Below are 25577 nucleotides of genomic sequence, written 5' to 3' on the forward strand. Positions count from 1 at the left end.
AGCAAGCTCCCTCACCACGGATGAACATTCAACCCAACCGGGCAGCCGCCCGGGCCACAATCTCCCCACGCACTCTGCGCGACTCCACCGTGCGCTTGCTGGCTTCCTCCAGCACATGCCTGGGCGCAGTCTCCGGGCTGCCTGAATCGAACGGCGGCGCCGGCGCATATTCGATCTGCAACTGCACCAGTTGCGCCGCCGCCTCGCTGTACAACTCCGCCGCCAGGGTCAGGGCAAAGTCGATCCCGGCAGTGATCCCGCCGCCGGTCAGCAGATTGCCGTCACGTACTACACGCCCTTGTACCGGGATGGCACCGAGCGGCGCGAGCAGGTGGTGGTAGGCCCAATGGGTGGTTGCCCTGCGGCCGCGCAGCAAGCCCGCAGCTCCGAGCACCAGCGAGCCGGTGCATACCGAGGTCAGATAGCGCACGGTTTGCGCCTGGTCCTTGAGGAAGTCCAGGGTTTGCGGGTCTTCCATCAACGCGCCCACGCCGGCGCCGCCGGGCACACACAGCACATCCAGGGCCGGGCAGTCGGCATAGGTCATGGTCGGTGTGAACACCAGGCCGGTGCTTGAAGTGATCGGCGCCAGGTCTTTCCATACCAGGTGCAGCTTCACGTCGGGTAGTGAACCAAGCACGTCATAGGGGCCGGTAAGGTCCAGTTGCTGGATGCCGGGGAACAACAGGAAACCGATGTGCAAGGTCATGAATCAAGCTCCGATTAAAGGGTGGACGACCTCACTGTAGAAGCCTAGGCTTTGGCGCATACGCCATTAAGCCCACGAATCACGCCAATCATGCCCAGAATCATCTACGTACTCGCCTTTGATAATGCCCAGGTGCTCGATGTGACCGGGCCGCTGCAAGTGTTCGCGTCGGCCAATGACCTGGCGCGCCAGCGTGGCTTGCCGTTGCCCTATGCGGCGAGTGTGATTGCAGCGCAGGCTGGGCCGGTGATGACGTCTGCCGGGTTGGCCTTACTGGCCGAGCCGCTGCCCGCGATCGACACACCGTGTGACACGCTGGTGATCGCCGGAGGTTGGGGCGTGTACGGAGCTGCCGAAGACCCGGCGCTGGTGCACTGGGTGCGGGGAAAATCCCGGCACTCCCGGCGCATGGCTTCGGTCTGCACCGGGGCCTTTCTGCTGGCCGCCAGTGGTTTGCTCGATGGTTGCCGCGTGGCCACGCACTGGACGCGCTGTGAAGAACTGGCGCGCAAGTATCCGGCGCTGACGGTGGAGGCCAATCCGATTTTCATCCAGCAGGGCGCGGTGTGGACCTCGGCCGGTGTGACCGCCGGGATCGACCTGTGCCTGGCCCTGGTGGAAGAGGATTTGGGGGGTGCCTTCGCCCTGGAAGTGGCGCGCCACCTGGTGGTGTTCCTCAAGCGCCCAGGCGGTCAGTCGCAATTTAGCGTGACGTTATCCCTGCAAAAGAGCGACAGCCGCTTTGCCGAATTGCACGCCTGGATCGCCGAACACCTGACACTGGATCTGAACATCGCCACCCTGGCGGCGCAGGCCGGCATGAGCGAACGTAGCTTTGTGCGCCACTACCGCGCCGACACCGGCCAGACCCCGGCGCGCGCCGTCGAACTGATCCGTATCGAAAGCGCACGCCGGCAGTTGGCAGACAGCACCACCCCGATCAAGCGCATCGCCCTGCAATGCGGCTTTGGCTGTGAAGAGACATTGCGCCGCAGCTTCCTGCGCGCCCTGTCGGTGACGCCCCAGGCTTATCGGGAGCGTTTTTCAGCGCTGCAGTAATTCCAGCAAGGCATCCAGCGTGACCTTTGGCGCTTCCTGGAAAACATTATGGCCCACGCCAGGCAACACGTGCCTTCGATAAAAACCGCTGAAGTGCTCCACATCCTCATCTTCTTGAGAGGGCGGGCCGACGCCATCGTCGGCACCGCACAATGAAATGCTCGGCACCGAGATCACCGGTTGCGGCACCAATGCCTGCTCGATGAATTCCAATGCGCGATCGCCCGGCGCATACATGAATCGATGGCGATAGGAGTGAATCACCACCGCGACAAAATCCGGGTTATCAAACGATGGCGCGGTATTGCCGTACAGGCTTGGGCCTTCACGCCACGTCGGTGACCAGAGCCGCCATAACAATTCGCAGAGTTCACGGCGGTTGGCGGTCAAACCGTCGACCCCGCGCTGGGTGTGAAAGTAATACTGGTACCACAAACGATGCTCAGTTTGCGCAGCCCGAGGCGTGAGCGACTTGGCGATGTCCTGGATGTTGTAGCCATCGCCGGTCACCAGCCCGCGCACCCGTTCCGGCCACAGCGCCGCGACAATACACGCGGCGCGCCCACCCCAGTCAAACCCTGCGAGAGTAGCCTGGGATATTGCCAGGGCATCCATGAAATCCAGCAGGTCCTTGGCCAGCGCCGCCTGTTGGCCGGAGCGCATCACTTGATCGTTGATAAACCGCGTCGGGCCATAACCGCGCAGATACGGCACCAACACCCGATAACCACGCTCGGCCAGCGTTGGCGCGATCTCATCGTAGCCGCGTGGGTCGTAGGGGAAGCCATGTAGCAGGATCACCGGCTCGCCTGCGACGGGGCCATGGGTCTCGTAAGCTACATCCAGCATGGAGGTGCGCACATAGAGCAATGGGGCAGGGGCGTTCAGGGTTGCCATACGGTCTTCTCCCCGCTGAGCTTGCGGTCCAGGAAGGTCGCCGCACTGATCAACGCCAAATGGCTCAAGGCCTGGGGCGTATTGCCCAGGTGTCGGGCCTGGCTGTCGAACTCTTCGGCGTATAACCCCAGCGGGTTGGCGTAACGCAGCAACTGTTCAAATTCCAGATGGGCTTTTTCCACTTGGCCGGCGCGAGCCAGGCACTCGACGTACCAGAACGAGCAGGCGGCAAATGCGCCTTCAGTGCCTTGCAGCCCATCGATCTGGCTGTCGTCGTTGCGATAACGGTAGACCATGCCGTCGCGCACCAGGCTTTTCTGGATGGCTTCCAATGTCGACAGCCAGCGCGGGTCAGTGGCTGCGACGAAACGCACCAGCGGCATCAACAGCATCGAACCGTCCAGTGCAGTGCTGCCGATATGCTGCACAAAATGCCCGCGCTCTTCGTTCCAGAAGTTGCTCCAGATGTCGGCGTAGATCGCCTGGCGCGTCTGGTCCCAACGGGCGAACGGTGCTGGCAGTGAACGTTTGGACGCCAGGCGAATGGCGCGATCCACGGCCACCCAACACATCAGGCGCGAATGCAGGAAGTGGTGCTGCTCGCCGCGCATTTCCCAGATGCCCACGTCCTTGCGGTTCCAGATCTCACACACTTGGTCGACCACTTCCACCGTGTGTTTCCAGCCTTCGTGGGAGATGGCTTCGCCGTATTTGTTGACCAGGTACACCGCGTCCATCAGTTCGCCGTAGATATCCAGTTGGATCTGGTCGAACGCTTCATTGCCCACACGCACCGGTTGGGCGCCGCCGTGGCCGCTCAGATGGTCAAGTGCGGTTTCCGGCAGTTCCTGGCGACCGTCGATGCCGTAGAGGATGTTGATTTTGGTCGGCTGCCCGCAGCAGTCGCTGACCCGGCCCCTGAGCCAACGCATATAGGCATTGGCTTCCTCTACAAAGCCCAGGCGCATGAACGCGTAGACAGTGAACGAGGCGTCGCGGACCCAGGTGTAGCGGTAATCCCAATTGCGTTCGCCGCCGGGGGTTTCCGGCAGGCCGAAGGTAGCGGCGGCGATGATTGCGCCGTGCTTGCGCGAGGTCAAAAGCTTCAACGCCAAGGCCGAGCGGTTGACCATTTCGCGCCAGCGCCCACGGTAATTGGACTGGGAGATCCAGCCGCGCCAGAACTTCAGGGTGCGCTCCAGGTACAGGTCGGTGCAGTCATTGACCACCCGTGGATCGTCCTGGCCGCCGAGCACGAATTCGGCGCCTTCGTCCTGGGCCAGGGTAAAGTGGGCTACGGCTGTATCTTCCTTGAGCGTCAGCGGGTGGCTGCCTACCAGGCGCAGGCCGGGCTGGCCGTCGGCGCTGAACAGCACACCGCTATTGCTGGCCGTGGCGTGGGTCTTGGCACGCGCATAGTCGTGGCGCACGGCGCAGCGCAGGTGCAAGGTGGCTTGGCCGCTGACCACCCGTACCCGGCGAATCAGCAACGGCAGCTCGTCGACCTCTTCGCTGACCGCCAGCAGGTCGGTGACTTCTACCACCGCCGCGTCGCTGAGCCAGCGGGTTTGCAGCACATTGGTGTCGGGCAGGTAGATCTGTTCGCGGCGGGCGTTGGGCAAGTCCGGGGTGAGCTGGAACGTGCCGGCCTCGGGCGTATCGAGCAGCGCACAGAAGATCGATGGGCTGTCGAATTCTGGCCAACAGAAAAAGTCGATACTGCCCCGGTCGTTCACCAGCGCCGCGCTGCGCATATCGCCGATGATGCCGTGAGCGTCGATGGCGCTTTGGGGTTCGCTTTTCAAATCAACCATTGCCATTAAACTCCGGATAAAGACTCATGCCACCATCGATAAACAGCGTACTGCCGACGACATAATCCGACGCATCGCTGGCCAGCCAAACCACCGCATTGGCCACATCCTCCACATCACCCACGCGGCCGTAAGGAATCAATTTGAGCAATTCCTTTTCTGCGGCACCTTCGGTGGCTGCGCGGTTGATCGCCGTGCGAATGGCCCCCGGCGCGATGCCGTTGATGCGGATACGTTGTTCGCTGACTTCCTGGGCAAGGCTGCGCATCAGCATCTCCACACCGCCCTTGGACGCCGCATAGTTCACATGCCCGGCCCAGGGAATGAGTTGATGCACCGAGCTCATATGGATGATTTTGCCGGCGGCGCGGGACACGCCTTCGCGAATACCCTGACGATTGAAAATACGCACGGCCGCCCGGGCACAAAGGAATTGCCCGGTGAGGTTGACGCCGATCACGGTGTTCCAGTCCTCAAGGGTCATGTCGACCAGATTGGCGTCTTTTTGCAAGCCGGAGTTGGCCACCAGGATATCCAGGTGGCCGAAGGCGTCGAGCGTCTGGGCGAACAGGCGTTCGACGTCAGCTTCCTTGGACACATCGCCACCGATGGCAAGCGCCTGGCCACCGGCGGCATTGATCTGTGCGGCGAGGGCCTCGGCCGGTGCCGCCTGGGAATTGTAGTTGAGCACCACCGCCGCGCCCGCTGCGGCCAGGGCTTTGGCGGCACCGGCGCCAATGCCGGAACTGGCGCCGGTGACCAGGGCCACTTGTTGCTGCAAGGAAATCTGCATCGCCCACCCACCGTGATTATGAGAGTCCTTTCAGCTGACTGACGGCGGGGAGCGGAAGTTCACCGCACGGCTTCCATGCATAGGCTATGTGCAAAGCGCAGCGCTCGGATACAAGCAAGACTTTATCGTATGATCTTGAAAACAAAGGGCAATGAAGGAAGCAATGGAATGGGTAAGCCGACAAACACCGAATGGATGAAAAAATCACTCAGCAGCTTATTAGTCGTTTTATCTCTGACTCAAACGTCGCTGTGCGTCGCCGATAACAATAATGGGAAGGCTCTCTATTTACAGCGATGTGCTGTGTGTCATGGGGCAGACATCAAAGGAACAGGGCCCTTGGCTAAAAAAAGCAATCCTCCAACGCCTGACCTTACAACTGCAGTATTCAAGAAACGACTCAATGATTATCCGGGTGTTATCGTGTCATCAATCATCCTTCGTCCCAATGGCGACCTGATTCCAAGGACGTTGCGGGAGAACGGTGTAAAGATAGCGCCGCACGCCTGGAGCATTAAGGATTTACGCGACCTGCATCACTACATGAGCGATGTCATTTCAAAAAGATAATGATCTCGGGAAGTGAGGTGCGCAGGCGATCAGCAGCAATTGCCCTGCTTAATAGGAAGCATTACTATTCACGCCCCGCCTCCCCAGTGCATCCGCAATGATCCCTCAGCCGCCCCGCAGAACAGGCTTTTTCGAGCACTACGAAGAGTTGATCGGAACCTGGACGCGCCGCCTGAGAAACCGCCAGCAGGCCGAAGACCTGGCCCATGACACCTTTGTGCGTGTGCTTGAGTCCCGCGCCAGCGAGGTTGTACAACCGCGCGCCTACCTGCATCAAATCGCACGCAATATTGCGGTGGACGCCTACCGCCGCGAAGACCGCCGCGCGGCGCTGACGTTGCAAGCCATTGATCACAGCTTGCCCCATGGGGGTGATCCGGAGCATTACATGCACGCGGTCCAGTTGGCCGACTCTATCGAGCGGGCCTTGGCTGAGCTGCCGCTCAACTGTCGCAGGATTTTCATCTGGCAGAAGATCGAGGGCCTGACCCAGCAGGAAATCGCCGAACGCCTGGGGCTGTCTAAAAACATGGTGGAAAAGTATATGATCCGCACGCTGCGACATCTGCGTGATCGTCTGGATGCAATGGCGCCATGACCCGCTTTGGAACAGGATCTTGCTCGATGGATAACCGTGTCCGTGATGAGGCCGCGCAATGGTTTGTACGCCTGCAAGACGGCCCATTGAACGCCGAGGAGCGGCAACGTTTCGATGCCTGGCGGGCGCAGGCGCCTGAGCACCAATATGAATTCGATGTGCTGCAAGGGCTGTGGGGCGCCACCGATCTGCTGCCCACGACCCGCTTGCAGACCCTGTGCGATGCCCCGGTGGCGCCTCCCAGGCGCCGCGCCGTGTTGCGCTATGCGGTTGCCGCCAGTGTGGTCGCCATTGCAGTGGGCCTGGGTTTAGTCAGCGGGGTGGGCCAGTCAAAGCCTTACAGTGCAGAGTTCAGCACCCGATTGGGCGAGCATCGCCAGATAGCCTTGCCCGATGGCTCGGTGATGGACCTCAACAGCCGCAGCGTGGCCGCGGTTCGCTATGAAAAGGGCCAGCGGAGCGTGGAACTCAAGCAGGGCGAGGCGATGTTCAGTGTCGAGCATGACGCCGGGCGCCCGTTCGTCGTGGTTGCCGGGTCAGGTCAGGTAACGGTTACCGGTACGCGTTTTGATGTGCGCCGCGATGAAGACCAGACCCGCGTGGCGGTCGAGGCCGGTACGGTCACGGTGCAGGGGCGCATATCGGATCAGGCGGTGACGCTCACCGCTGGCCGTGGCACCCACGTTGATACCCAAGGCCAAGTGGCAGCCACCTATGCGGTGAACCCTCAAGAACTGACCGCGTGGCGTACCGGCAAACTGGTGTTCAACAACGCCACCTTGGGCGAAGTGGCCCGGGAGGTGTCGCGCTACCGTGAGCAACCGTTGCGTGTCAGCACGGCAGCGGTGGGCAACCTGCGCCTGACCAGCGTATTCAAATCCAGTGACACCGACGCCTTGCTCAAAGCCTTGCCGCACATCCTGCCCGTGGCCCTGCGCACCTTGCCGGACGGCAGTCAGGAAATTATTTCACGCTGACGTTCAGGTTTTTTTCGAGTTCTTCGTCTTCTCCTGCAACTGCAACTGGTTTGCATTAACAGTCGCACACTTTTGCGATCACAGGGCTAGGTTCGACGTGAAAAAACTCGCCATCCACAATAATAAAATCTCCCGCTGGGCGCCCCTGGCCCTGGCCATTGCGGTCAGCACCGCGCTGCCTGCAGCCTACGCGGCCGATGGCATACATATCCGCGCCCAGTCACTGGGTGCTGCGCTTAGCCAATTGGGCCAGCAGACTTCGCTGCAAGTGTTCTTCAGCCCCGACATGGTGGCCGGCAAGCAAGCCCCGGCGGTGGATGGCGACCTCTCGCCCGAACAAGCCCTGCGCCAACTGCTGCAGGGCAGTGGGCTGGATTACCAGATCGACGCCGGTTCCGTGACCCTGCGCCCGGTGAGCAACGGCACCGGTGAAGCGGGTTCACCGCTGGAGCTGGGAGTCACCGATATCAAGGTGGTGGGCGACTGGCTCGGCGATGCCGATGCCGCCGTGGTGCAAAACCATCCGGGGGCGCGTACCGTGGTGCGCCGCGAAGCCATGGTGGAGCAGGGCGCGATGAACGTCGGTGACGTACTGCGCCGCGTGCCTGGCGTGCAGGTGCAGGAAGCCAACGGCACCGGCGGCAGCGATATTTCCCTCAACGTCGGTGTACGCGGCTTGACCTCACGCCTGTCGCCGCGCTCCACCGTGCTGATCGACGGGGTACCGGCGGCCTTCGCCCCGTACGGCCAGCCGCAACTGTCGATGGCGCCGATTTCTGCCGGTAACCTGGAAAGCATCGACGTTGTCCGCGGGGCCGGCTCCGTACGTTATGGGCCACAGAACGTGGGGGGTGTGATCAACTTCGTGACCCGCGCAATTCCGGAGAAATTCTCCGGTGAGGTCGGCACTACCCTGCAGACCTCCGCCCATGGTGGCTGGAAGCATGTGGAGAACGCCTTTATTGGCGGCACGGCAGACAACGGCATCGGCGCTGCATTGCTGTACTCCGGGGTCAACGGCAACGGCTATCGCCACAGCAATAATTCCAACGATATCGACGACGTGATCTTCAAGACCCACTGGGCGCCGACCGATCAAGACGACTTCTCGCTGAACTTCCATTACTACGACGCCAGCGCCGACATGCCCGGCGGCCTGACCCAGCAACAGTTCGACGCCAACCCGTATCAGTCGGTGCGCGACTGGGACAACTTCAGCGGTCGCCGCAAGGACGTGTCCTTCAAGTACATCCGCCAGATCGATGATCGCACCCAGGCCGAAGTGCTGACCTACTATTCCGACAGCTTCCGTGGCAGCAACATCGCCAACCGTGATTTGAAAACCCTCAGTTCCTACCCGCGCACCTACTACACATTTGGTATCGAGCCGCGGGTGTCCCATGTGTTTGACCTGGGCCCGAGCACCCAGGAAGTCAGCGTTGGCTACCGCTACCTCAAGGAAGGCATGCACGAGCAAGCCACCAGCCTGAACCTGGTCAACAACGTGCCGACGCCGGGCGGGCAGAGCGATGGCCATGTCTATCAGGATCGCACCGGTGGCACCGAAGCCAACGCCTTCTACATCGACAACAAAATCGATATTGGCAAATGGACCATCACCCCGGGCATCCGCTTTGAAGATATCCGCACCGAATGGCATGACCGCCCCGTCGTGGCCTTGAACGGCAAGCGTACCGAGGAAAAACGCCGCGAGATCCACAACAACGAACCCTTGCCGGCCCTGAGCGTGATGTACCACGTCTCTGACGCCTGGAAACTGTTCGCCAATTACGAAACTTCCTTCGGCAGCCTGCAGTATTTCCAGCTGGGCCAGGGCGGCACCGGCAACCAGACCGCCAATGGCCTTAACCCGGAAAAAGCCAAGACTTACGAGATCGGAACGCGCTACAACGACAGCGTCTGGGGCGGCGAAGTGACACTGTTCTACATCGACTTCTCGGATGAGCTGCAATACGTCAGCAACGATGTAGGCTGGACCAACCTCGGCGCCACCAAGCACGCCGGTGTCGAAGCCTCGGCCCACTACGACCTGTCCAATCTCGACCCGCGCCTTGACGGGCTGACGGCTAACGCTGGCTTCACCTATACCAAGGCCACCTCCGAAGGTGATGTACCGTTCAAGGGCCGCGACCTGCCGCTGTACTCCCGTGAAGTGGCGACGTTGGGCCTGCGCTACGACGTCAACCACTGGACCCATAACCTCGATGTCTATGCGCAATCCAAGCAGCGCGCGCCAGGTACCGGCACCACCTACATTACCCAGGGCACCGACGATGGCCAATATGGCGATATCCCAGGTTATGTCTCCGTCAACCTGCGCAGCGGCTATGACTTTGGCGCGCAATTGTCGAACCTCAAGCTGGGCGTGGGCGTAAAGAACGTCTTCGACCAGCAGCATTACACGCGCTCCAGCGACAACAACGCCGGGATATACCTGGGTGAGCCGCGTACGTTCTTCGTCCAGGCAAGCGTCGGTTTCTGATATTCAGTTGATAGAAAAATCGCAACTCAAGGGTTGCGATTTTTTTGCCTGCCCAGGCGCGCCGCGACGTTGCCGAGGCAGCAGCAAAGGCCATTGCCTGCTCGATCTGTTTCCTACACTCGCTCAGCACATATTGTTGCTGGCACAGGAACTGATTCCGACAAAAAACCACACATGGGAAAGCTGATGGGCTTCGACACTACGTTGGAGCGACAAGCTGAAAATCGCGCCCACTGTAATGGAGAAACGCATGTCGGTACCGATGTTGGATCCATCCCCCGTCTCTACCTCATCAACCTCTGATCCTTCGCAGGCCAATGCCACTGCCAAGCCCGAGGTCAAGAACACTCGTGAAGCGCCTGCTGCGCCTTCTTTCAAAGGCCAGAGTTCCGCCAATGTAAATTTTCAATCCGGGGAAAGTAAAGCCGGTCCAGTGTTCGGCAACCATCAGGCGGCCACCACTGGCGCAGATGTTTCAGGCCGCCACCACCATCATCATCACGCTCCTGCAATGCAGGATTTCCTGAGCCAGTTCAAACAGTGGATGAACCAATGGTTTTCCGGACATCGGCCGCCTCCGTATCCAGGCTGCGGCGGTCCACCACCAAGGCCGAACCCAGGTAACAGCAATCCGCCGCCAAGGCCGAATCCCGGGGCGAGCAACCCGCCACCACGACCAGACCCTACCGACGGAGAAAGGCCCTATCCGGTCGCGCCTGGCAGGCCAGATCCGCAATACTCGCTGAAGAACAATGAAGAGTTGGCAGCGCAATTGCGCGACAGTTTCCATGCCTTCAGGGACCCCAGGAATCCAGGGTATATCAGTGTTGACAGCATCCTTGCGATGGCGAGAAGAGGGTGGTCGCCTAACCCCTCCATGCGGGAGAACATTCGCTTGGCCAATGAGCTGCTGCGGCGTCCGGAACTGATGTCGGCGCTTGATCGACACACTTCTACCGGTGCATTGGATAATCTCATCGACTTTCAGAACGTGAACGCGGTCATCAAGGGCGAAAACTACTTCAAGTACAAGTCTGACAAGGAGTTGGCCGCTGAGATGCTCGAGCACTTTGACGAATTGAAGGGCTGGCCCTGGGGGCCAGACCTTAGAATTCGCGACCTGAAAAAGCTCGCCCGCCAGCCTTTCACAGGCGACGCTGAAAAGGACCACCTTATCCAGTTGGCCCAGGCAGTAATCAAGCGAAGTAACCTGCTCAAGCTGATGGATGACCTCGCCAGTACGGACGGGGACGGAAAGATCAATTGGAGAGCATTGGTCCTATTGTCCAAATGACCAACCTACAGGCGCTGCACGGCGAATGCGGCGCCTGACTCAATTGTTCGAGGAACGGATTACACTCATTTGCCACATAGCTGATACCTACAGTAGTGATTCACCCGCCGCTTTTCAGATTCCGAGTGAGGGCAAACTCATGACTTCAACCTCGTTTAACTCCCCCCCATCCCAGCGCCTTGAACTCTTGCACAGCACCCAGGACGCGAAACTTGCGGTATCAGAGGAGGGCGCAGCAACGCGAGGCCTGCACACCCCTGCAAAGGAACATGCGGCCCAAGCCCTGCGCATGAAGGCTTTTGCCGGTCAGCGACAATTCCAGGCGCCCGTTTCGGATGACTTTTCCAGGGGCATGCTTGCGCACGGACAGGCCTGCGCAGAGGGGGCCGAGTCGATAAAAAATGTCGGGCTGATTCACACCCTCGCGAGCTGGTGGCGCAGGCGCAAATTGGGTTGAGCATCGTTGGTTGCGGTTTTACATATTGTCATTGGTATTCGTTGTCCGTAAGGAACTGCCGGGTTCATCCAACCACACATGAGGTGCTTGTCCGAGTGGATTTCATTCGTTGATTTTGGTCGTCACCGAGCCGATCACCAAGCGGATATGCATCTCAAAGAGTTGGAGAAAACCCATGTCAATCGATGGTGTACTACCTCCCGGGCGGTCTCACGCCCCTGGTGGACCAGTCACGCAACCCATGGCGCCACCGGTCGACGACGCTGGAGCCTGGAGTGAAACGCCCTCCGGGCCTGCGTCTGTTGGGCCTCGCAAGCCCTTCCTGTTGCGCGGAACATTGTCTGTCCTGCGTCATCGAAACTTGCAGAACTTCCCCCCGCAACGGGCGCAGTTTTCCCTGCCGGGCCCCAACTCCACGGACAAGCAGTTGGCGAGTGCCCTGGAGAAAGCCTTCGGGCTGCTGCATTCGTATCTGAATGACGGGCGTTTGACTTGGTTTTCACTGCAACGGATCGCCGCTGAGCCCACCGGAAAAAACGAGGAGTTGGACGGCGCGATTCAGGTCGTTCGGGAAATTATCGAGCGCCCGCGACTAAGCGATACGATCTTCAGTCGTGACGGTGATATCACGCGAGATAGTCTCAGGGCGGCGGCCCAGACGTTGCAGGGCAACAGCTCCCCAAGCGTCTTCAGCCAGGATCCCTTTCATGCCCAGGGCAACGCTGAAGTAGTGGAGGCGCTGCAAGGGCAGTTCGAGCACTTGAGAGATAAAACCAAGGATCGGACCTTTCTTTTCGAACAGCACCAGTACGTCGACATCGCCAAGCTCAGGGAAGTTTTGCTGGATCCGTATGAGGTTGATCAACAGGGTAACCCGGTGCTGGACCCGTCCACCGGGATGCCCAGGTCCAAGTACAGCGAACTGTGCGTCTACACGATGAAGAACATTTTTGAGCGGCCGGGTCTGCTACCTGCGCTGAAGCATGCGAATACTCCACGCCTGTTTGGCCCGCCGCATGTAGAAGACCACCTGTGCAACAAAAACCTCGAACGTTGGCAGGAGCAGCACAAAGCTCGCAAAGCACGTTGACGCCGTGGCCTACACCTTGAGAATTCTGCCGCTGATAGCGACTGCCGCCAGCAACACCGCAATCAGCACGAAAGCGGTACTCAAGCTGCTGCCGTGGGCGATAAAGCCGATCATGGCGGGGCCGGCGAGAATACCGGCGTAACCCAGGGTGGTGATGGCCGGCACTGCAATATGTTCAGGCATGACCTTTTGTCTACCGACGGCGGTGTACAGCACCGGCACGATATTCGAACATCCGGCACCCACCAATGCGTACCCGAGCAACGCTGTTTCCCAAGCCGGCAATAATGTCGCCAGGAGCAAGCCGGCACACGCCAGCGCGCCACCGATCACGATCACTCGCGTGGCGCCCAGGCGTCGGACAATGGCATCACCGGTCAGGCGCCCAGCGGTCATGGTCAAGGCAAATGCCGCGTAGCCAAGACCGGCGTAGGCCTCATCCAGGCCACGCTCAGCACTCAGGAATACCGCACTCCAATCCAGCACGGCACCCTCAGCCAGAAACACGATAAAACACAGGCAGCCGATAAACAGCACCACTCCGTGGGGCACTGCAAATGCAGGACCTGAGCTTTCACTGCCATACGGCAACAGATGCGGTGCGGCCTTGAACAGCGCAACGGCCATGATAATGACCACCACCAGGGTCGCCTGCAGTGGCGACAGGCCCAGCCCCAGCAAACCGGAAACCCCTGCCGCGCCGACAATGCCACCCAGGCTGAAGAGGCCATGAAACCCTGACATCATGGTTTTGCCACTGGCGCGCTCAACGATGACGGCTTGCAGATTCACGGTGGAGTCCACGGTGCCCAGGCCCGCGCCAAACAGGAACAGCCCGGCGATCAGTAACGGGATCGAACTGACAGTGGCCAGCATCGGCAAGGCCAGGCAGATCATCAGCGTTCCGGCGGTAAGCACGCGCCGGCAACCGTAGCGAGACGCCAGCGCGCCCGCCGCCGGCATTGCGATGATCGAACCCACCCCCAGGCACAACAGCAATAGACCAAGCGTGCCTTCGTTCAGGTTCGCGCGCGCCTTGGCATACGGCACCAAGGGCGCCCACGCGGCAATTCCAAAACCGGCGATAAAAAAAGCGATACGGGTGGACATTTGTTCCAACCGCCCGGGAACCACGGGGGCTGGAGTGAGAATGGCAGTCATGAAGAATCCTTGGTTTTGCGTTCAGCGAACGATGTCCGGCGTGACATCCTTGCACATCAGGCCTTTTCGAGCGAGCAGGGTTCCCTTCGCGTGCGGGGTAAAAACATGCGGATCGAGAGCATTATTTAACGAACACGCAACGCGTTGACGCTTGCAAACCACACAGACGTTATCGTGCCTGTAAGAGGTGGCCTGAAAAGTGTGTAATCCCTGTGAGCGTGGTTGAACCTCAGGTTTCCTGCAGCGGATTACCGCCATGTGGCAGCCCTGGCCGCGATTGATCCTCAATGGCGGCGCAGTCAGTTTGTGCGGGTGGGCAACCCCCATTGCGTGACGTTACTGGCGCAGGCGTGCGCCTTGCCAGCTAACGATACGATGCATCAGCCAGGGCTGTTCAACCGGTTACAGAGCATTGCCTTTGCCCCCCCCGGCAGGTGGCGGCCAACCCTGTGTCGGTGGGGTCAACCTGCAGTGGGCTGCTCGGGACTCCGGCAATCGCGTCATTGCCCGTGTATTTGAGCGAGGTGAAGGGCCTACCGCGTCTTCGGGCACCAGCGCCTGCGCCGTGGCTTGTGCCGCGTGGCGAGCGGGTTGGGTGGAGGCTGGAGAGGTCGCCGTGGTGATGCCGGGTGGTACGGCTCCAGTGCATTTGCAGGCGGAGGCCGGGAACCTGTTGAGTGTCAGTCTGTTTGGGGCCGCCCGACTAATAACCTGAACCTGTGAAACCCCGCACGGCTTAATCCGACGTCAGCTGTTTCCTGAATTATTAGCTGTGAATGTGCAAGTCAAAGTAAGAACTTTCTTGATATTAGCCAGCATTGTTTTGCAAGGTGTCGCATTTTTTAAAAGATACTTCCAATCTCGACGTACGAAACTTCTCTTTTGTTTTTTAACATCCGAAACGCTGCCGAAATCGCTAAGCTTTAACGTGTTCAGGTGCTTTTTTTCGCAAGCCATTAAGGGTTGGCGAGGAAGGGTAATTCAATCGAAAAAGTTGATGGCGGGTAACAAAGGATGGTTCACGCGTTTTCTTCCTCACGGTTTAAATTGTTTCTTACAGGAATTAATACGGACTTCCAGGTTTTGGCCTTCAAAGGTCACGAAGCCCTCGACCAGCCGTACTTCATTCACATGCAGTTGATCAGCGAAGACCCTTCCCTTGACCTGGAGGCCTTGCTTCGTCAACCCGCCTATCTGGACTTCGGCGAGGTGGATACAGGCCTGCATGGACAGGTCTACGCCATCGGCCGGGATGACACCGGTCTTCGGTTTACCCGTTATCACCTGACGCTGGCCCCCCGCCTTGCATGGCTTGCCCATCGCCGCGACCAGCGGATTTTCCAGCAGCGCAACGTGCCGCAGATCATAGCGACGATCCTTGAGCACCACGGTATTCTCGCCGATGCCTATACCTTCGAGCTCGGGCCGGTGGTGTATCCCCCGCGGGCATTCTGCGTGCAATACATGGAGTCCGACCTGCACTTCATTCAGCGACTGTGTGAAGAGGAGGGCATTCACTTCCATTTTCGCCACAGTGCGGACAATCATCTGCTGGTGTTTGGTGATGACCAAACCGTGTTTCGACGGTTACCGGTGCAGCGTTATTGTTCATCGCCTGATCCGGCGCTCGAGGCCCGGGTCGTCCAGCGTTTCGACCGGCGCCTGCAAACCCGTAGTCAACGCACCGTACGCCGTGACTTCGACTTTGAGCATCCTTCGCTACACCTGCAAGCCCAGGCCGGAGCTACAGACCCTTTGGAAGACTATGGCTACCCCGCCGGGTTCACCGGTTGTGCACGGGGGGCGCAACTGGCGCGACGCAGCCTGGAGCGCCATCAGCGTGATCGTCATCGAGTATTGGGCAAGAGCGATCAACCGGCGTTATGCAGTGGTCACTTTCTCGAGCTGTGCGATCACCCCGATCCAGTCTGCAACGACTTGTGGCTACTGACTTCAGTGCGTCATGAGGGCTACCAACCGCAGGTTTTGGAGGAGGCCGCATTTGGAGTCGACAGGTTTCAAGGCTATCGCAACCGCTTCACTGCGACACCTTGGAGCGCAGTGCATCGACCGCCGCTCAAGCACCCCAAGCCGACGATCAGTGGCAGCCAAACCGCGACGGTGACCGGGCCTGCGGGTGAGGACATCCATTGCGATGCCTATGGCCGTGTGAAGGTGCGCTTTCATTGGGATCGCCTGGACAAACCTGACGATACCAGCAGCTGTTGGCTGCGGGTGGCGTCCGGTTGGGCGGGGGATGGGTTTGGCGCCATGGTCATTCCACGGGTGGGCATGGAAGTGCTGGTGAGCTTCCTGGAGGGCGACCCCGACCAACCCCTGGTCAGCGGTTGCCTGCCTAACGCGCTGCACCTGCCCGCCTACCCTTTGCCGCAGCACAAGACGCGCAGCGTACTGCGTAGCCGCAGTTATCCACACGGAGCAGGGGCCAACGAGTTGCACCTTGAAGACAGGCGCGGCGAAGAACTGATCTACCTGCGCGCACAACGCGACCTGGAACAACAGGTGGGCCGTGACAGCCGCCTGGAAGTAGCCGGGCAGAGGCATGAAATCATTCGGGGGGTGAGCACGCTCCGGCTGGAAAGCGAGGAGCATCGCCACGTCGACGGTGATCGCAAGGTAACGCTCAAGGCACATGACCACCTTGACGTGCAGGGCGATAGCCTGACCCGAGTGGGCCAGACCATGGTGATCGAAGCCGGCCAGCAGGTTCATCTCCAGGCAGGTGCCAGCCTGGTAATCGATGCGGGTGCGAAACTGAGCCTGAAGGCGGGTGGAGAGCACCTGGTGATTCAAGCCGGCAGTATTTTCAGCAGCCGCACCATCAGCCTTGGCGGCACACCGTCGGCATCCCATCCGGTGGGCTCTGGGCGGGTTGCCGCGCCATTTTCCGCGGTGCAAGGCATCATCATGGACTTGGCCAAGCAACTGGGCGCGGATTTTTGCCCCCTGTGTGAAGGCTGCCGAGAAGGCGGCTGCGATATCGCGGGGAGGGCGGCTTGATGGACAGCTTGCCCAATCGATGGATGGCTCAACAGCGGCAGAGAGGGTACGCGCTGTGCCTGATGCTGGAAGGCCATAACACGGCTCGCCAGCCCCTGTTGGCAGGGTGCAGCCTATTGCGCTATTGCGAACTCTACAGCGAGACCGATGCGGCGCAGTTAGCGAGCTCAGGCCCGGTCATAGTGTTGCTGGAGCAGATGCAGGAACCTGCATTGGTCGAGCTGCTGCAACACCCCGAGTCGAATTGGGGGTGGATGGGCAGTTTGCCTGCTGCCGATTTGAATGATGTGACGCGACATTGGCGCGCGCGATTGCTGCTGGGGCCCAAGGGCCAGCAGGTGCTTTATCGCATTCACGACAACCGCACCCTAGGTCGTGCCTTGGCCCATTTATCGAAAGCGCATTGGCCGGACTACCTCGGGCCGCTCATCAGCGTGTGCTATTGGCACGAAGGCCGTTGGTGCCAGGCCGAGAACCCCGCACCAGGCGACTATCCGGTACCCGACCCGTCACCTTGGCTGCGTGCACCCAATCCCCAGGCCGAAGCGATTCTGCACGCCAATATCCTGCGCTACCTGTTGGCCGAGCACAGCGAAGACTTGGCGGCATTGGTTGAATTCCAAGACCCGAGGATCTGGCTGGCCCAGGTACTGGAGCAGGCGCGCACCTGGCAATGGCAAACGCCTGAGCAGTTGGAGTTTTTGGTGGTGCGTCGGTTGGAGGAGGCGACCCGCAGCAGTGTTGTCCATTGGCAACCGAGGGTAGGCGAGGCGCCAGGGGCGCATTTTGAACGGGTGGTGGAGCAGTGGCGCAGGGAGGAGGGGAAGGGTGAATAGATGGATGAAAGTGGGGTTGCTTGCGGTCGGGGGCGTAGGGTTTTCGGGGTGTACGGGGAAGGGGGTAGAGCATTTTACGTTGGAGGTGGATTTGCCGCCGCAGTTCGAACTTAAGACGGCAGCTAATTATCGACCTGCAACGGGTGAAACCTGTGTCTTGCCGAGACGCCGGGGCAAGAGACCAGAGCGGAAAGTCTTTTTTACAGACTACAAACCTGCAGCGAGCAGGGTGAGTTATGAGTTGCCGCTGACTGAAACGGTAGAGGGGTGTCCGTTGGTGCTGCGTAGTTTGGAGTTTGATTTTTATGCGAAGTGGGGAAAGCGGAGTACGGATGTGGGTGGGGATATTGCCAATATCTCTATCAGAGATTATCTGGATATGCCCGGGATGCGGGAGTCAGGTGCGCAGGATTTTTCGGGCCAGTGTCAATGGTTGTTTCGGACTGTAGGCCCTCTTCACGGGATCAGGAAAATTCTCCAGTGCCGTTCGGTTAATGCGGAGGGAAAACTGCAAAAAACACGAGTAGGTGGATACGCGCAACGAGACGAACTCCCAGGAAAAACCCTGAGGATGGTGCTGACTTTGACTGATGAGGAGAGACCCGCTTTTGACGATAACTGGGTAACTGTTCCAGGAGGGTGGAAACGCTGTAAAGGAAAGGACTTCTCCGATCGGGATGCCTACTGCAACGGCAACACGACTGATTTTAAACCTATAAAAATGCCGGACGGTCGCATCTGCGATATCTATCCATCGTGTGAATGAAGGAGTGAGTCATGTGCACGGACGCAAGGAAGCGATCATTTTTCAGTGATAGCACGCCAGCTTGCTCATTACGAGGGCAGTGGGTGAGCTTTTGCTTAGTCGACGAAGTCGGAGTAGGAACGATGTATGGCGGTCTGCCGTATACCGTTCACGACAGTGCAGGGCAGCAGTACAAAGGTAGATTGAACGGAGAGGGGGGCGCCAAGTTACAAGATATTTATAGCGGTCCCGTGGTTCTTGTTTTTGACGAACTTTATTCAGGAGCAGAACAGCCATATCGCCGGTTAATGATGCGGCCGGCTTATCAACTTCCTATCAGCGAGCTTCAAGTTCGGGCAGAGCAGACTAAATTTTCTACGTCCAATGGGCGTCGTGTTGAAGCCAATCCTGCTCAACTACAAGCTGACCGGTTCTATCAAGTCGAAGTCAGAGATCTGGTTCGACATGTCGCCCACTTGCCTCCGATAACGCCTCGTACCCATCGCCCCAAACGTCATGCATTGAAAATGATGGCCGAGCTGGGATTCGGCCCACCCGAGCCAACATTAACGGGTATCGTGCTGTTTCCAAACAAGCACACCATTCTCGAGGTACGACCGTTGCGGGCCTTGCGCCCAATGCTATCTATCGAAGACAACATCTGTGCCCTGAATGTGTTTCAGCTGGGATTGTTTGCTGCGTTGAGTTATTGCGAATTTGGGCAAGTCCCTCGAGAAAACCCCGTAAAGGAGGTCCGGTTTCCGTTGAATCCAAGCGTTGGAAATCTGTTCGCTGAACAGCTTTCGGTGTATCACGAAGCCTGGCAAATCGATCCGAAGCAAACGCAACGTTTCTATCCGCTCTATGAAGACGTCCCATACTCCCAGCGTTTCGAAATCCTGCCTTTCGATCCCGACTTATATCCCCAAAATCGCCCGGAACTGAAGGAAGAACAGGAACACCCCGCACGCCTGCATTTTTTCGATGACGAAAAATTTGGCACTGACACCCAGGCGTTCATCACTCACCACGACGAGGTCATCCTGATTTCCGTGCGAGGAACCGTCAGCGGTGCTGATGCGCTACGTGACGCGGACGCCCATCAAGTGGCTTTCGTCGACGGCGTTGGTAAAGTCCACGAGGGCTTCTACCAGGCTTACCGGGCTATCCGTGATTTCGTATTGCAATACCTTGACCAATTCCACATTGGCCAGCGTATTGTGATTTGTGGCCACAGCCTTGGCGGCGCTATTGCATTGCTGTTGGCTGAAGGACTGCGCCGAACCCCGGAGGCTAGCTACAACATTCTCCTCTACACCTACGGCGCCCCTCGCGCCGCCGACTCCGAGTTCATCGCCGGCGCCTCATCCCTGGTCCACCACCGCATCGTCAACCACAACGACCCCGTCCCCAGCGTTCCGGCGCGTTGGATGAACACCACCGCCAAACTCTGGATCCCCGGGGCCATCACATTATTCAGTGCCCCTGCACCCGGAGGCCTATTGTTCGCCGCCGGGCTGGTACGGGTGGGCGGCAATCCCTATCAACATCACGGTGAGCAACATCACTTCATGCCGATCACGCTCCCGGACGGCACCCATTCTTCAGTGCTATGGAAACCTGGCTGTGAGTCCATCCAGGAGGCGGGCTGTCATCGCGCATTGCAACTCCAGGGCGATATGCCCGACCGTGACAATCTGCTGCGGCAGCTTTTTCAGGCCGGCCAACACTTCATGACCATCAGCTACATCCCTGCAGCCTGGGCCACACTGCGACGCTGGCAGCAAGCCCTGGATCGTCAAGGCCCCCTGGTGACCTTGAGGGAGTTTGAGCTGCTCGACCGCGCCCTCGAAGACATGCGCGAGCAATTGAGAGCCAAACGGCGTGAACTTGCCCGCCAGCGTCCAGCCAATGATCGCAGCTATGAGCCTACCGATGCCTTGAACGCCGAGATCGACCGCTTGCACACCAGCCGCGAGCGCCTGGCAACCCTGCGCTGGCGTCGCCTTGAAGCTCGCGATGTCTACGGCAGCCAAGCACAGTCTGCGCACCTGCAATCGAGCCTCGAACGTTGGTTCGGTCACCCTGAAAGCCGCGAGTTTGCCCAATTTGCCAGCATTGCGCCGCCTGCACACCATGATCAGGGAAAAGCGCAAACGCTGGACATCGACTCAATCGTCTAGCCAGCCGGGTTATATAAAAACTCCACCTGCGCCGGCTGCCGTTTCATCAGCACCTTGCCGTTGCGGATCGAGTACAGCGGCAGGCCCTGGCTGCGAATGACCTCATAGTCAGTGTCGGCGGACAGGATCAGCAGGTTGGCGGGGCGACCGGCATGCAGCCCATATCGGTCACCCAGGGCCATGGCCTTGGCACTGTTGTCGGTCACCAGGTCAAGGGCACTTTGCAGGTTACGGTAGCCGAGCATATGGCAGATGTGCAGGCCGGCTTCCAGGACCCGCAGGATATTGCCGTTGCCCAGGGGGTACCAGGGATCAACGATGGAGTCCTGGCCGAAGCACACGTTCATGCCGGCCTCAAGCAGTTCGTTGACACGGGTGACGCCCCGGCGTTTCGGGAAGCTGTCGAAGCGGCCTTGCAGATGGATGCTTTCGGTGGGGCAGGAGACAAAGCTGATGCCTGAATGCCCCAGCAGACGGAACAGTTTGGCGCAGTAAGCGTTGTCGTAGGAACCCATGGCCGTGGTGTGGCTGGCGGTGACCCGCGCGCCCATGTCGCGGCTGCGGGCTTCCTCGGCGAGGACTTCGAGGAAGCGTGAATGCGGGTCGTCGGTTTCGTCACAGTGCACGTCCACCAGGCAGCCCGTGCGCTCGGCCAGGTCCATGAGGAATTTCACCGAACTGACCCCTTGGTCGCGGGTGTATTCGAAGTGGGGGATACCGCCGATCACGTCGGCGCCCAGGCGAACGGCTTCTTCCATCAGTTCGCGGCCATTGCGGAACGACTCAATGCCTTCCTGGGGGAAGGCGACGATTTGCAGGTCGACCAGGTGCGAGCTTTCTTCACGCACTTCCAGCAGGGCCTTGAGTGCAGTGAGGTCCGGGTCTGTGACGTCGACATGGGTGCGCACATGCTGGATGCCGTGGGCGGCGAGGGCCTGGATGGTTTTTTTGGCGCGGGCCTTGGTGTCTTCCAGGGTAATAGTGGCCTTGCGCTCACCCCAGCACTCGATGCCTTCAAACAGCGTGCCGCTCATATTCCAGCGCGGTTCCCCGGCGGTGAGGGTGGCGTCGAGGTGGATGTGGGGTTCTACGAAGGGCGGAATTACCAGGTTACCGGCGGCATCCAGGTCGCCGCTCGTGAGTGCCGGCATCCCGGTTTGCGCAGTAATGCTGGCGATCCGGCCGTGTTCCAGGTGCAGATCATGCAGGCCTTCACGGTTGCGCAGGCGGGCATTGATGATGTGCATGGTCAAGTTCCTCTTGGCTAAAAACAATCAGGCAGACAGCCGCCTGATACTCAGGGCGATACCGATGTCCAGGCGGTCATGGCACGTAGTATGGCGCTGAGCAGCATATAGGTCAGCGACGCGGCAACAATCCCCACCAGTGGTGCGACCCATGGCGAGTTGAACGCCAGCACGGTGCCCACGCCATACGCTACCAGACCGGGCCAGTTGAACGCCGGCAGGCGGGCTTGCGCCAGGCGTGGGTATTGGCCACGATAGCGATAGAAGAAGTCCGCCATGATTACCCCGCCAATCGGCGGGATCACCGTGCCCAGCAGGATCAGGTATGGCACCAGCATGTCATACATGCCGAGCAAGGCGAGCAGGGTGCCGATCACCGCACCGGCCAGGGTCACGGTCTTGCGGCGACGGGTGCGCAGCAGGTTGCAGCCGGCGACGGCAAAATTGTAGATGGTGTTGTCCTGGGTACTCCAGATGTTGAGCAGCAACATGGCCATCGCCGCCATGGCGAAACCCTGCAGCAGCAAAACCTCCACCACATCCGGTTGCTGATAGACGATGGCGCCATAGGCGCCGATCAGCACCATCAGGCCATTGCCGATAAAAAAGCCGATCAGGCTGGCCAGCACCGCGACCTTGGCCGAGCGTGAAAAGCGCGTCCAGTTGGTGGCTTGGGTCGCACCGCTGACAAAGGTGCCGAACACCAGGGTGATCGCCGTGGATAAGTCCAGTTCACCGGTTGGCACCACCGCCAGCAGGCCATCCAGGCCGCCGACTTTCACGGTCGCCACCCACATCGACAGCACCAGCAATATGCCCATGGCCGGCACGGCGATATAGGACAGGATTTCCAGCCCGCGATACCCTACGTAGGCCGTGGCGCAGAACAGCAAGCCAAACACCACCATCAACCCCAGCACGCTGCCCTGGCTCAATTCGAAATACTTGCCCAATACCACGGCCGCCGTGGCAGTACCCCAGGCATACCAGCCAATCTGAGTAAAGCCCAGGATCAAGTCACTGAGCTTGCTGCCGACTTCGCCAAAGCAGAAACGCCCCATCAACACCGAGTTCAAGCCGCTCTTGAAGGCGATGTAACCCAAACCTGCGGCGTAGATACCCAGCAACAGGTTACCCAGGGCCACGACGCCGAGCATCTCGGTGAAACTGAACGCCACCCCAAGCTTGCCGCCGGCAAACATGGTCGCAGTAAAAAACGTGAAGCCCAGCAGCACCATGGCCGTGGATGCCAGGCCCTTGCGCGCATGCAAGGGGACTTCGCTGAGGGGGTAATCGTTGCCTGGTTCCTGCTGCGTCATGTGGGTTGCTCCCTGAATGAGTGACGCAGGCCTGTTGCAGCGTGCGTGCCAAGTCAGAGGCAGTGATGCGCCCGGGGTTGTGCAGCGTATTTATAGTCAAACCAGGAAGCGTCGCCGAGAAGGTCATGCCCGGGTTGCCGGTCAAGCGCGAAAACGGTGCAGCAAGTGACACAAGTTGGACCTGTTAAATCGCCTGTAGAAATTTGCTCATGTACACCCGGCGCAGACCGTTTTCCACGGCCCTATGGGTTTGTGCATACCCTCGACGAGCGTATAGCGCGATGTTCTCGGTCATGGCCTCATTGGTGTACAGGTAGATGTGCGTGTAGCCAGAGTCGGCTGCTTGTTGCTCGGCGAAATCCATCAGCACGCGCCCTAGCCCCAGGCCTTGGGCATCCGGTGCCACGGCCAGGTTATCCAGCAGCAGGCCAGTGTCGGTATCGAGCAGGACGATAAAGCCTTGCACCTGCCCCGCATGGTCCAACACATGTACGCCACCGGCCTCGATCCGTTGGCGATAGTCTTCCAGCATCGGCGCGGGTTTGCGGCCGATGCGCGAGATGTAAGGCGAGTAAGCAGCCTGGGCGATGGCCTCAATGGCAGCAACATCATCGACAGTGGCGGGGCGCATCATTGCAATGAACTCCTCTGAAAGACTTTACTGGCACTTCGGAAAAACCCCCCGCAGGTGGTTTTCCGACACGCGATCGCTTACTCGCCGCGATAGATGCAACCGCTGGTGCAGGTTTCATGGATACGAATCGCACTGAGCTCGGGCAGCAAGGGCTTCAATTCATTCCAGATCCACTTGGCCAGCACTTCGCTGGTGGGGTTTTCCAGGCCGGGAATGTCATTGAGGTAGTTGTGGTCGAGGCGTTCGTAGAGCGGCTTGAAAATCGCCTTGATCTCCGAAAAGTCGCGAATCCAGCCGGTGTGGGGATCCAGGTCGCCGCTCAGGTGGATCGCAACCTTGAACGAATGCCCATGCAGGCGCCCGCATTTGTGGCCCTCCGGCACGTGGGGCAGGCGATGGGCGGATTCGAATGTAAATTCCTTGAAGATTTCCACAGTGTTTTCAGCTCGGTCAGGTGTCTGGCAGTCGGCGAGTTTAACAGCTTGATCAGCCCCTGCGCACACCGCTCCTACCGTTAGAGGGCAAGCAACCGGTCACCCAGCGCGCCGTTGTCCGCCAAGGCCAAAAACTCATCCCCTAGTCGCCGGCTCTCGCTCATCGCGGTTTGCCAATACTTGTTGCGGCTCGGGTCATCGCCCATGAAACGCTTGAAATCACTGCGGTCCGGCAGTTTGCCGTAGGGCAGGCGAGCCAGGTAGTCCCTGGAGGGTGCCAGCAGCAACACATCCTGCAAGCCTTGCGGGCTGCTGCGTCGCCATGGCAGGCCCTTGTCAAACCAGCCGGGGATGACCCGGTCAGTGAAGTGCGGGTACAGCACTATGTCATCGCCGTGGTAGGGCAGGTCGAGGTGATAGTCGAGCAGGCCACCGTCGCGATAGGTGCCGGGCCCGGCCCCAGGCAGGTCGCGCACACCTTGCATGACCATGGGGATCGAGCCGGACGCAAGCAGCGCCTGGCGCAGGTTGCCCAATTCCAGGCTAAGGAAGCGCGACGGGAAATCCTGAAGGGGATGCACTGGCGGTGGCTGGCGCGGGTCGTGGATGATCAGCCGTTCGAAATGCCGCGACAGCCGTGCGCGGCTGCGCAAGTTATCGGCGATCACCGAAGACAGGCCCAGCCCCAGTCGTCCACGGTGGTCGTCGGCGAGCAGGCCGTGGCTCTTGACCACCATGATGTTCAGGCGATAGTCGGCGTTGTCCAGTATGCGCGCATCACGGCCAGCCAGCAGGTCATCGAGCATGCGTTGGCAACTCTGGCTGACGTCGGCCATGGTCACGCCTTTGGCGAAGCGCTGTTCGTTATACAGGCGGCCCAGGTCCAGCAAGCCTTGCACAGGGTCGGGCAGGCAGGCGCTGGCGAACCGCCAGGAACCGATGGACGCGCCGATCAGCGCACGCTCGCGCGGCACGCGGGGTAGCCAGTCACCAAACAGCGCCAGGTCCAGGCCCTGGATGCCCAAGGCCTTGGGGTCGCCAGCCGCACCGGGGAGAATGCCGACGTCGGCAGGCGCAAGACCCCGCTCGCGAATGCGGGCGAAGGCGCGTTTGCCGGCCTTGAGGGTCAAGGCAGGGAACTTGATATGGATGGCTGTCATACCGGTCTCTGATTGGGCGAACGGGGCATTATAGAAAATATCGCAAATGGTGGGAGAAACGGCTTGCGCGCAATTG

21 protein-coding genes and 1 pseudogene are annotated in these 25577 nt (G+C 59.7%); 12 read left to right on the forward strand and 10 right to left on the reverse strand.

Going from position 1 to position 25577, the window contains the following annotated elements:
• Positions 1–28: 28 nt before the first annotated feature.
• The gene (locus TU73_RS25185) at positions 29–709 is read right to left on the reverse strand and encodes a DJ-1/PfpI family protein (protein ID WP_057014468.1); all 681 of its coding nucleotides are present in this window, start codon (positions 707–709) and stop codon (positions 29–31) included.
• Positions 710–799: 90 nt separating this feature from the next.
• Here TU73_RS25185 and TU73_RS25190 point away from each other — a divergent pair, with 90 nt between their 5' ends.
• On the forward strand, positions 800–1768 hold the full coding sequence (locus TU73_RS25190; RefSeq protein WP_057014469.1) for a GlxA family transcriptional regulator: 969 nt from the start codon (positions 800–802) through the stop codon (positions 1766–1768).
• On the opposite strand, the gene TU73_RS25195 is transcribed toward TU73_RS25190, so the two are convergent.
• The 3 genes from TU73_RS25195 to TU73_RS25205 are packed head-to-tail and all read right to left on the reverse strand — an operon-like array spanning position 1754 to position 5272.
• A complete protein-coding gene (locus tag TU73_RS25195) occupies positions 1754–2665 on the reverse strand; it encodes an alpha/beta fold hydrolase (protein ID WP_057014470.1) in 912 nt (303 codons plus the stop codon). The genes TU73_RS25190 and TU73_RS25195 overlap by 15 nt on opposite strands.
• Positions 2653–4479, reverse strand: a complete 1827-nt coding sequence (locus TU73_RS25200; protein ID WP_057014471.1) for a glycoside hydrolase family 15 protein — start codon at positions 4477–4479, stop codon at positions 2653–2655. The genes TU73_RS25195 and TU73_RS25200 overlap by 13 nt, the downstream gene beginning before the upstream one ends.
• Entirely contained in the window at positions 4472–5272 is an 801-nt protein-coding gene (locus TU73_RS25205) for a glucose 1-dehydrogenase (RefSeq protein WP_057014472.1), read from the reverse strand. The genes TU73_RS25200 and TU73_RS25205 overlap by 8 nt, the downstream gene beginning before the upstream one ends.
• A 195-nt stretch (positions 5273–5467) precedes the next feature.
• On the opposite strand from TU73_RS25205, the gene TU73_RS28735 reads away from it, so the two are divergent.
• The 6 genes from TU73_RS28735 to TU73_RS29245 all read left to right on the forward strand — a co-directional run bounded on the left by TU73_RS28735 (position 5468) and on the right by TU73_RS29245 (position 12761).
• Positions 5468–5842, forward strand: a complete 375-nt coding sequence (locus tag TU73_RS28735; RefSeq protein WP_156421258.1) for a c-type cytochrome — start codon at positions 5468–5470, stop codon at positions 5840–5842.
• A gap of 97 nt (positions 5843–5939) precedes the next feature.
• Complete coding sequence (locus TU73_RS25210; RefSeq protein WP_057014473.1) at positions 5940–6440, forward strand: sigma-70 family RNA polymerase sigma factor; 501 nt, start codon at positions 5940–5942, stop codon at positions 6438–6440.
• Positions 6441–6466: 26 nt separating this feature from the next.
• A complete protein-coding gene (locus TU73_RS25215) occupies positions 6467–7417 on the forward strand; it encodes a FecR family protein (RefSeq protein WP_057014474.1) in 951 nt (316 codons plus the stop codon).
• Between the two features lie 97 nt (positions 7418–7514).
• Entirely contained in the window at positions 7515–9920 is a 2406-nt protein-coding gene (locus TU73_RS25220) for a TonB-dependent siderophore receptor (RefSeq protein WP_057014475.1), read from the forward strand.
• A 250-nt stretch (positions 9921–10170) separates the two neighbouring features.
• Entirely contained in the window at positions 10171–11214 is a 1044-nt protein-coding gene (locus TU73_RS29240) for a type III secretion effector protein (protein ID WP_173668890.1), read from the forward strand.
• Between the two features lie 698 nt (positions 11215–11912).
• Positions 11913–12761 carry a type III secretion protein gene (locus tag TU73_RS29245; protein WP_244887702.1) on the forward strand — a complete coding sequence of 283 codons (849 nt, stop codon included), beginning with the start codon at positions 11913–11915 and terminating at the stop codon, positions 12759–12761.
• A 9-nt stretch (positions 12762–12770) separates the two neighbouring features.
• Here TU73_RS29245 and TU73_RS25240 read toward each other — a convergent pair whose 3' ends face one another.
• Positions 12771–13922, reverse strand: a complete 1152-nt coding sequence (locus tag TU73_RS25240) for an MFS transporter (protein ID WP_057014476.1) — start codon at positions 13920–13922, stop codon at positions 12771–12773.
• 255 nt (positions 13923–14177) lie between these two features.
• Between TU73_RS25240 and TU73_RS28740 the strand changes: the two are divergent.
• The 5 genes and pseudogenes from TU73_RS28740 to TU73_RS25260 all read left to right on the forward strand — a co-directional run.
• Positions 14178–14637 (forward strand): annotated as a pseudogene (locus tag TU73_RS28740) (diaminopimelate epimerase); the annotation flags it as partial.
• A 299-nt stretch (positions 14638–14936) separates the two neighbouring features.
• Positions 14937–16943 carry a type VI secretion system Vgr family protein gene (locus TU73_RS25245; RefSeq protein ID WP_057014477.1) on the forward strand — a complete coding sequence of 669 codons (2007 nt, stop codon included), beginning with the start codon at positions 14937–14939 and terminating at the stop codon, positions 16941–16943.
• Positions 16943–17779, forward strand: a complete 837-nt coding sequence (locus TU73_RS25250) for a DUF4123 domain-containing protein (RefSeq protein ID WP_057014478.1) — start codon at positions 16943–16945, stop codon at positions 17777–17779. Before TU73_RS25245 ends, TU73_RS25250 begins: the two co-directional genes overlap by 1 nt.
• Before the next feature lie 4 nt (positions 17780–17783).
• Positions 17784–18545, forward strand: a complete 762-nt coding sequence (locus TU73_RS25255; protein ID WP_057014479.1) for a hypothetical protein — start codon at positions 17784–17786, stop codon at positions 18543–18545.
• Between the two features lie 11 nt (positions 18546–18556).
• Positions 18557–20707 carry a lipase family protein gene (locus TU73_RS25260; protein WP_057014480.1) on the forward strand — a complete coding sequence of 717 codons (2151 nt, stop codon included), beginning with the start codon at positions 18557–18559 and terminating at the stop codon, positions 20705–20707.
• Here the strand turns inward: TU73_RS25260 and codA are convergent.
• From codA to TU73_RS25285, 5 genes are all read right to left on the reverse strand, one after another.
• The gene (codA, locus tag TU73_RS25265; RefSeq protein ID WP_057014481.1) at positions 20704–21954 is read right to left on the reverse strand and encodes a cytosine deaminase; all 1251 of its coding nucleotides are present in this window, start codon (positions 21952–21954) and stop codon (positions 20704–20706) included. The two genes, TU73_RS25260 and codA, sit on opposite strands and share 4 nt — an antisense overlap.
• A gap of 50 nt (positions 21955–22004) precedes the next feature.
• The gene (codB, locus tag TU73_RS25270) at positions 22005–23273 is read right to left on the reverse strand and encodes a cytosine permease (protein ID WP_057014482.1); all 1269 of its coding nucleotides are present in this window, start codon (positions 23271–23273) and stop codon (positions 22005–22007) included.
• A 184-nt stretch (positions 23274–23457) separates the two neighbouring features.
• A complete protein-coding gene (locus TU73_RS25275) occupies positions 23458–23907 on the reverse strand; it encodes a GNAT family N-acetyltransferase (protein ID WP_057014483.1) in 450 nt (149 codons plus the stop codon).
• 77 nt (positions 23908–23984) lie between these two features.
• Positions 23985–24341, reverse strand: coding sequence for a 6-carboxytetrahydropterin synthase QueD (queD, locus tag TU73_RS25280; protein WP_003190259.1), 357 nt, complete (start codon positions 24339–24341; stop codon positions 23985–23987).
• An 80-nt stretch (positions 24342–24421) separates the two neighbouring features.
• A complete protein-coding gene (locus TU73_RS25285; RefSeq protein ID WP_057014484.1) occupies positions 24422–25501 on the reverse strand; it encodes a patatin-like phospholipase domain-containing protein in 1080 nt (359 codons plus the stop codon).
• Between the last annotated feature and the right edge of the window lie 76 nt (positions 25502–25577).

Source organism: Pseudomonas libanensis, assembly GCF_001439685.1.
GTDB lineage: Bacteria > Pseudomonadota > Gammaproteobacteria > Pseudomonadales > Pseudomonadaceae > Aquipseudomonas > Aquipseudomonas libanensis.

What these genes read in the sequence shown, in the direction of transcription:
- TU73_RS25185 (WP_057014468.1), bottom strand. Translation starts at nt 709, where the DNA reads ATGACCTTGCACATCGGTTTCCTGTTGTTCCCCGGCATCCAGCAACTG.
- TU73_RS25190 (WP_057014469.1), top strand. Translation starts at nt 800, where the DNA reads ATGCCCAGAATCATCTACGTACTCGCCTTTGATAATGCCCAGGTGCTC.
- TU73_RS25195 (WP_057014470.1), bottom strand. Translation starts at nt 2,665, where the DNA reads ATGGCAACCCTGAACGCCCCTGCCCCATTGCTCTATGTGCGCACCTCC.
- TU73_RS25200 (WP_057014471.1), bottom strand. Translation starts at nt 4,479, where the DNA reads ATGGTTGATTTGAAAAGCGAACCCCAAAGCGCCATCGACGCTCACGGC.
- TU73_RS25205 (WP_057014472.1), bottom strand. Translation starts at nt 5,272, where the DNA reads ATGCAGATTTCCTTGCAGCAACAAGTGGCCCTGGTCACCGGCGCCAGT.
- TU73_RS28735 (WP_156421258.1), top strand. Translation starts at nt 5,468, where the DNA reads ATGAAAAAATCACTCAGCAGCTTATTAGTCGTTTTATCTCTGACTCAA.
- TU73_RS25210 (WP_057014473.1), top strand. Translation starts at nt 5,940, where the DNA reads ATGATCCCTCAGCCGCCCCGCAGAACAGGCTTTTTCGAGCACTACGAA.
- TU73_RS25215 (WP_057014474.1), top strand. Translation starts at nt 6,467, where the DNA reads ATGGATAACCGTGTCCGTGATGAGGCCGCGCAATGGTTTGTACGCCTG.
- TU73_RS29240 (WP_173668890.1), top strand. Translation starts at nt 10,171, where the DNA reads ATGTCGGTACCGATGTTGGATCCATCCCCCGTCTCTACCTCATCAACC.
- TU73_RS29245 (WP_244887702.1), top strand. Translation starts at nt 11,913, where the DNA reads ATGGCGCCACCGGTCGACGACGCTGGAGCCTGGAGTGAAACGCCCTCC.
- TU73_RS25240 (WP_057014476.1), bottom strand. Translation starts at nt 13,922, where the DNA reads ATGACTGCCATTCTCACTCCAGCCCCCGTGGTTCCCGGGCGGTTGGAA.
- TU73_RS25245 (WP_057014477.1), top strand. Translation starts at nt 14,937, where the DNA reads ATGGTTCACGCGTTTTCTTCCTCACGGTTTAAATTGTTTCTTACAGGA.
- TU73_RS25250 (WP_057014478.1), top strand. Translation starts at nt 16,943, where the DNA reads ATGGACAGCTTGCCCAATCGATGGATGGCTCAACAGCGGCAGAGAGGG.
- TU73_RS25255 (WP_057014479.1), top strand. Translation starts at nt 17,784, where the DNA reads ATGAAAGTGGGGTTGCTTGCGGTCGGGGGCGTAGGGTTTTCGGGGTGT.
- TU73_RS25260 (WP_057014480.1), top strand. Translation starts at nt 18,557, where the DNA reads ATGTGCACGGACGCAAGGAAGCGATCATTTTTCAGTGATAGCACGCCA.
- codA (WP_057014481.1), bottom strand. Translation starts at nt 21,954, where the DNA reads ATGCACATCATCAATGCCCGCCTGCGCAACCGTGAAGGCCTGCATGAT.
- codB (WP_057014482.1), bottom strand. Translation starts at nt 23,273, where the DNA reads ATGACGCAGCAGGAACCAGGCAACGATTACCCCCTCAGCGAAGTCCCC.
- TU73_RS25275 (WP_057014483.1), bottom strand. Translation starts at nt 23,907, where the DNA reads ATGATGCGCCCCGCCACTGTCGATGATGTTGCTGCCATTGAGGCCATC.
- TU73_RS25285 (WP_057014484.1), bottom strand. Translation starts at nt 25,501, where the DNA reads ATGACAGCCATCCATATCAAGTTCCCTGCCTTGACCCTCAAGGCCGGC.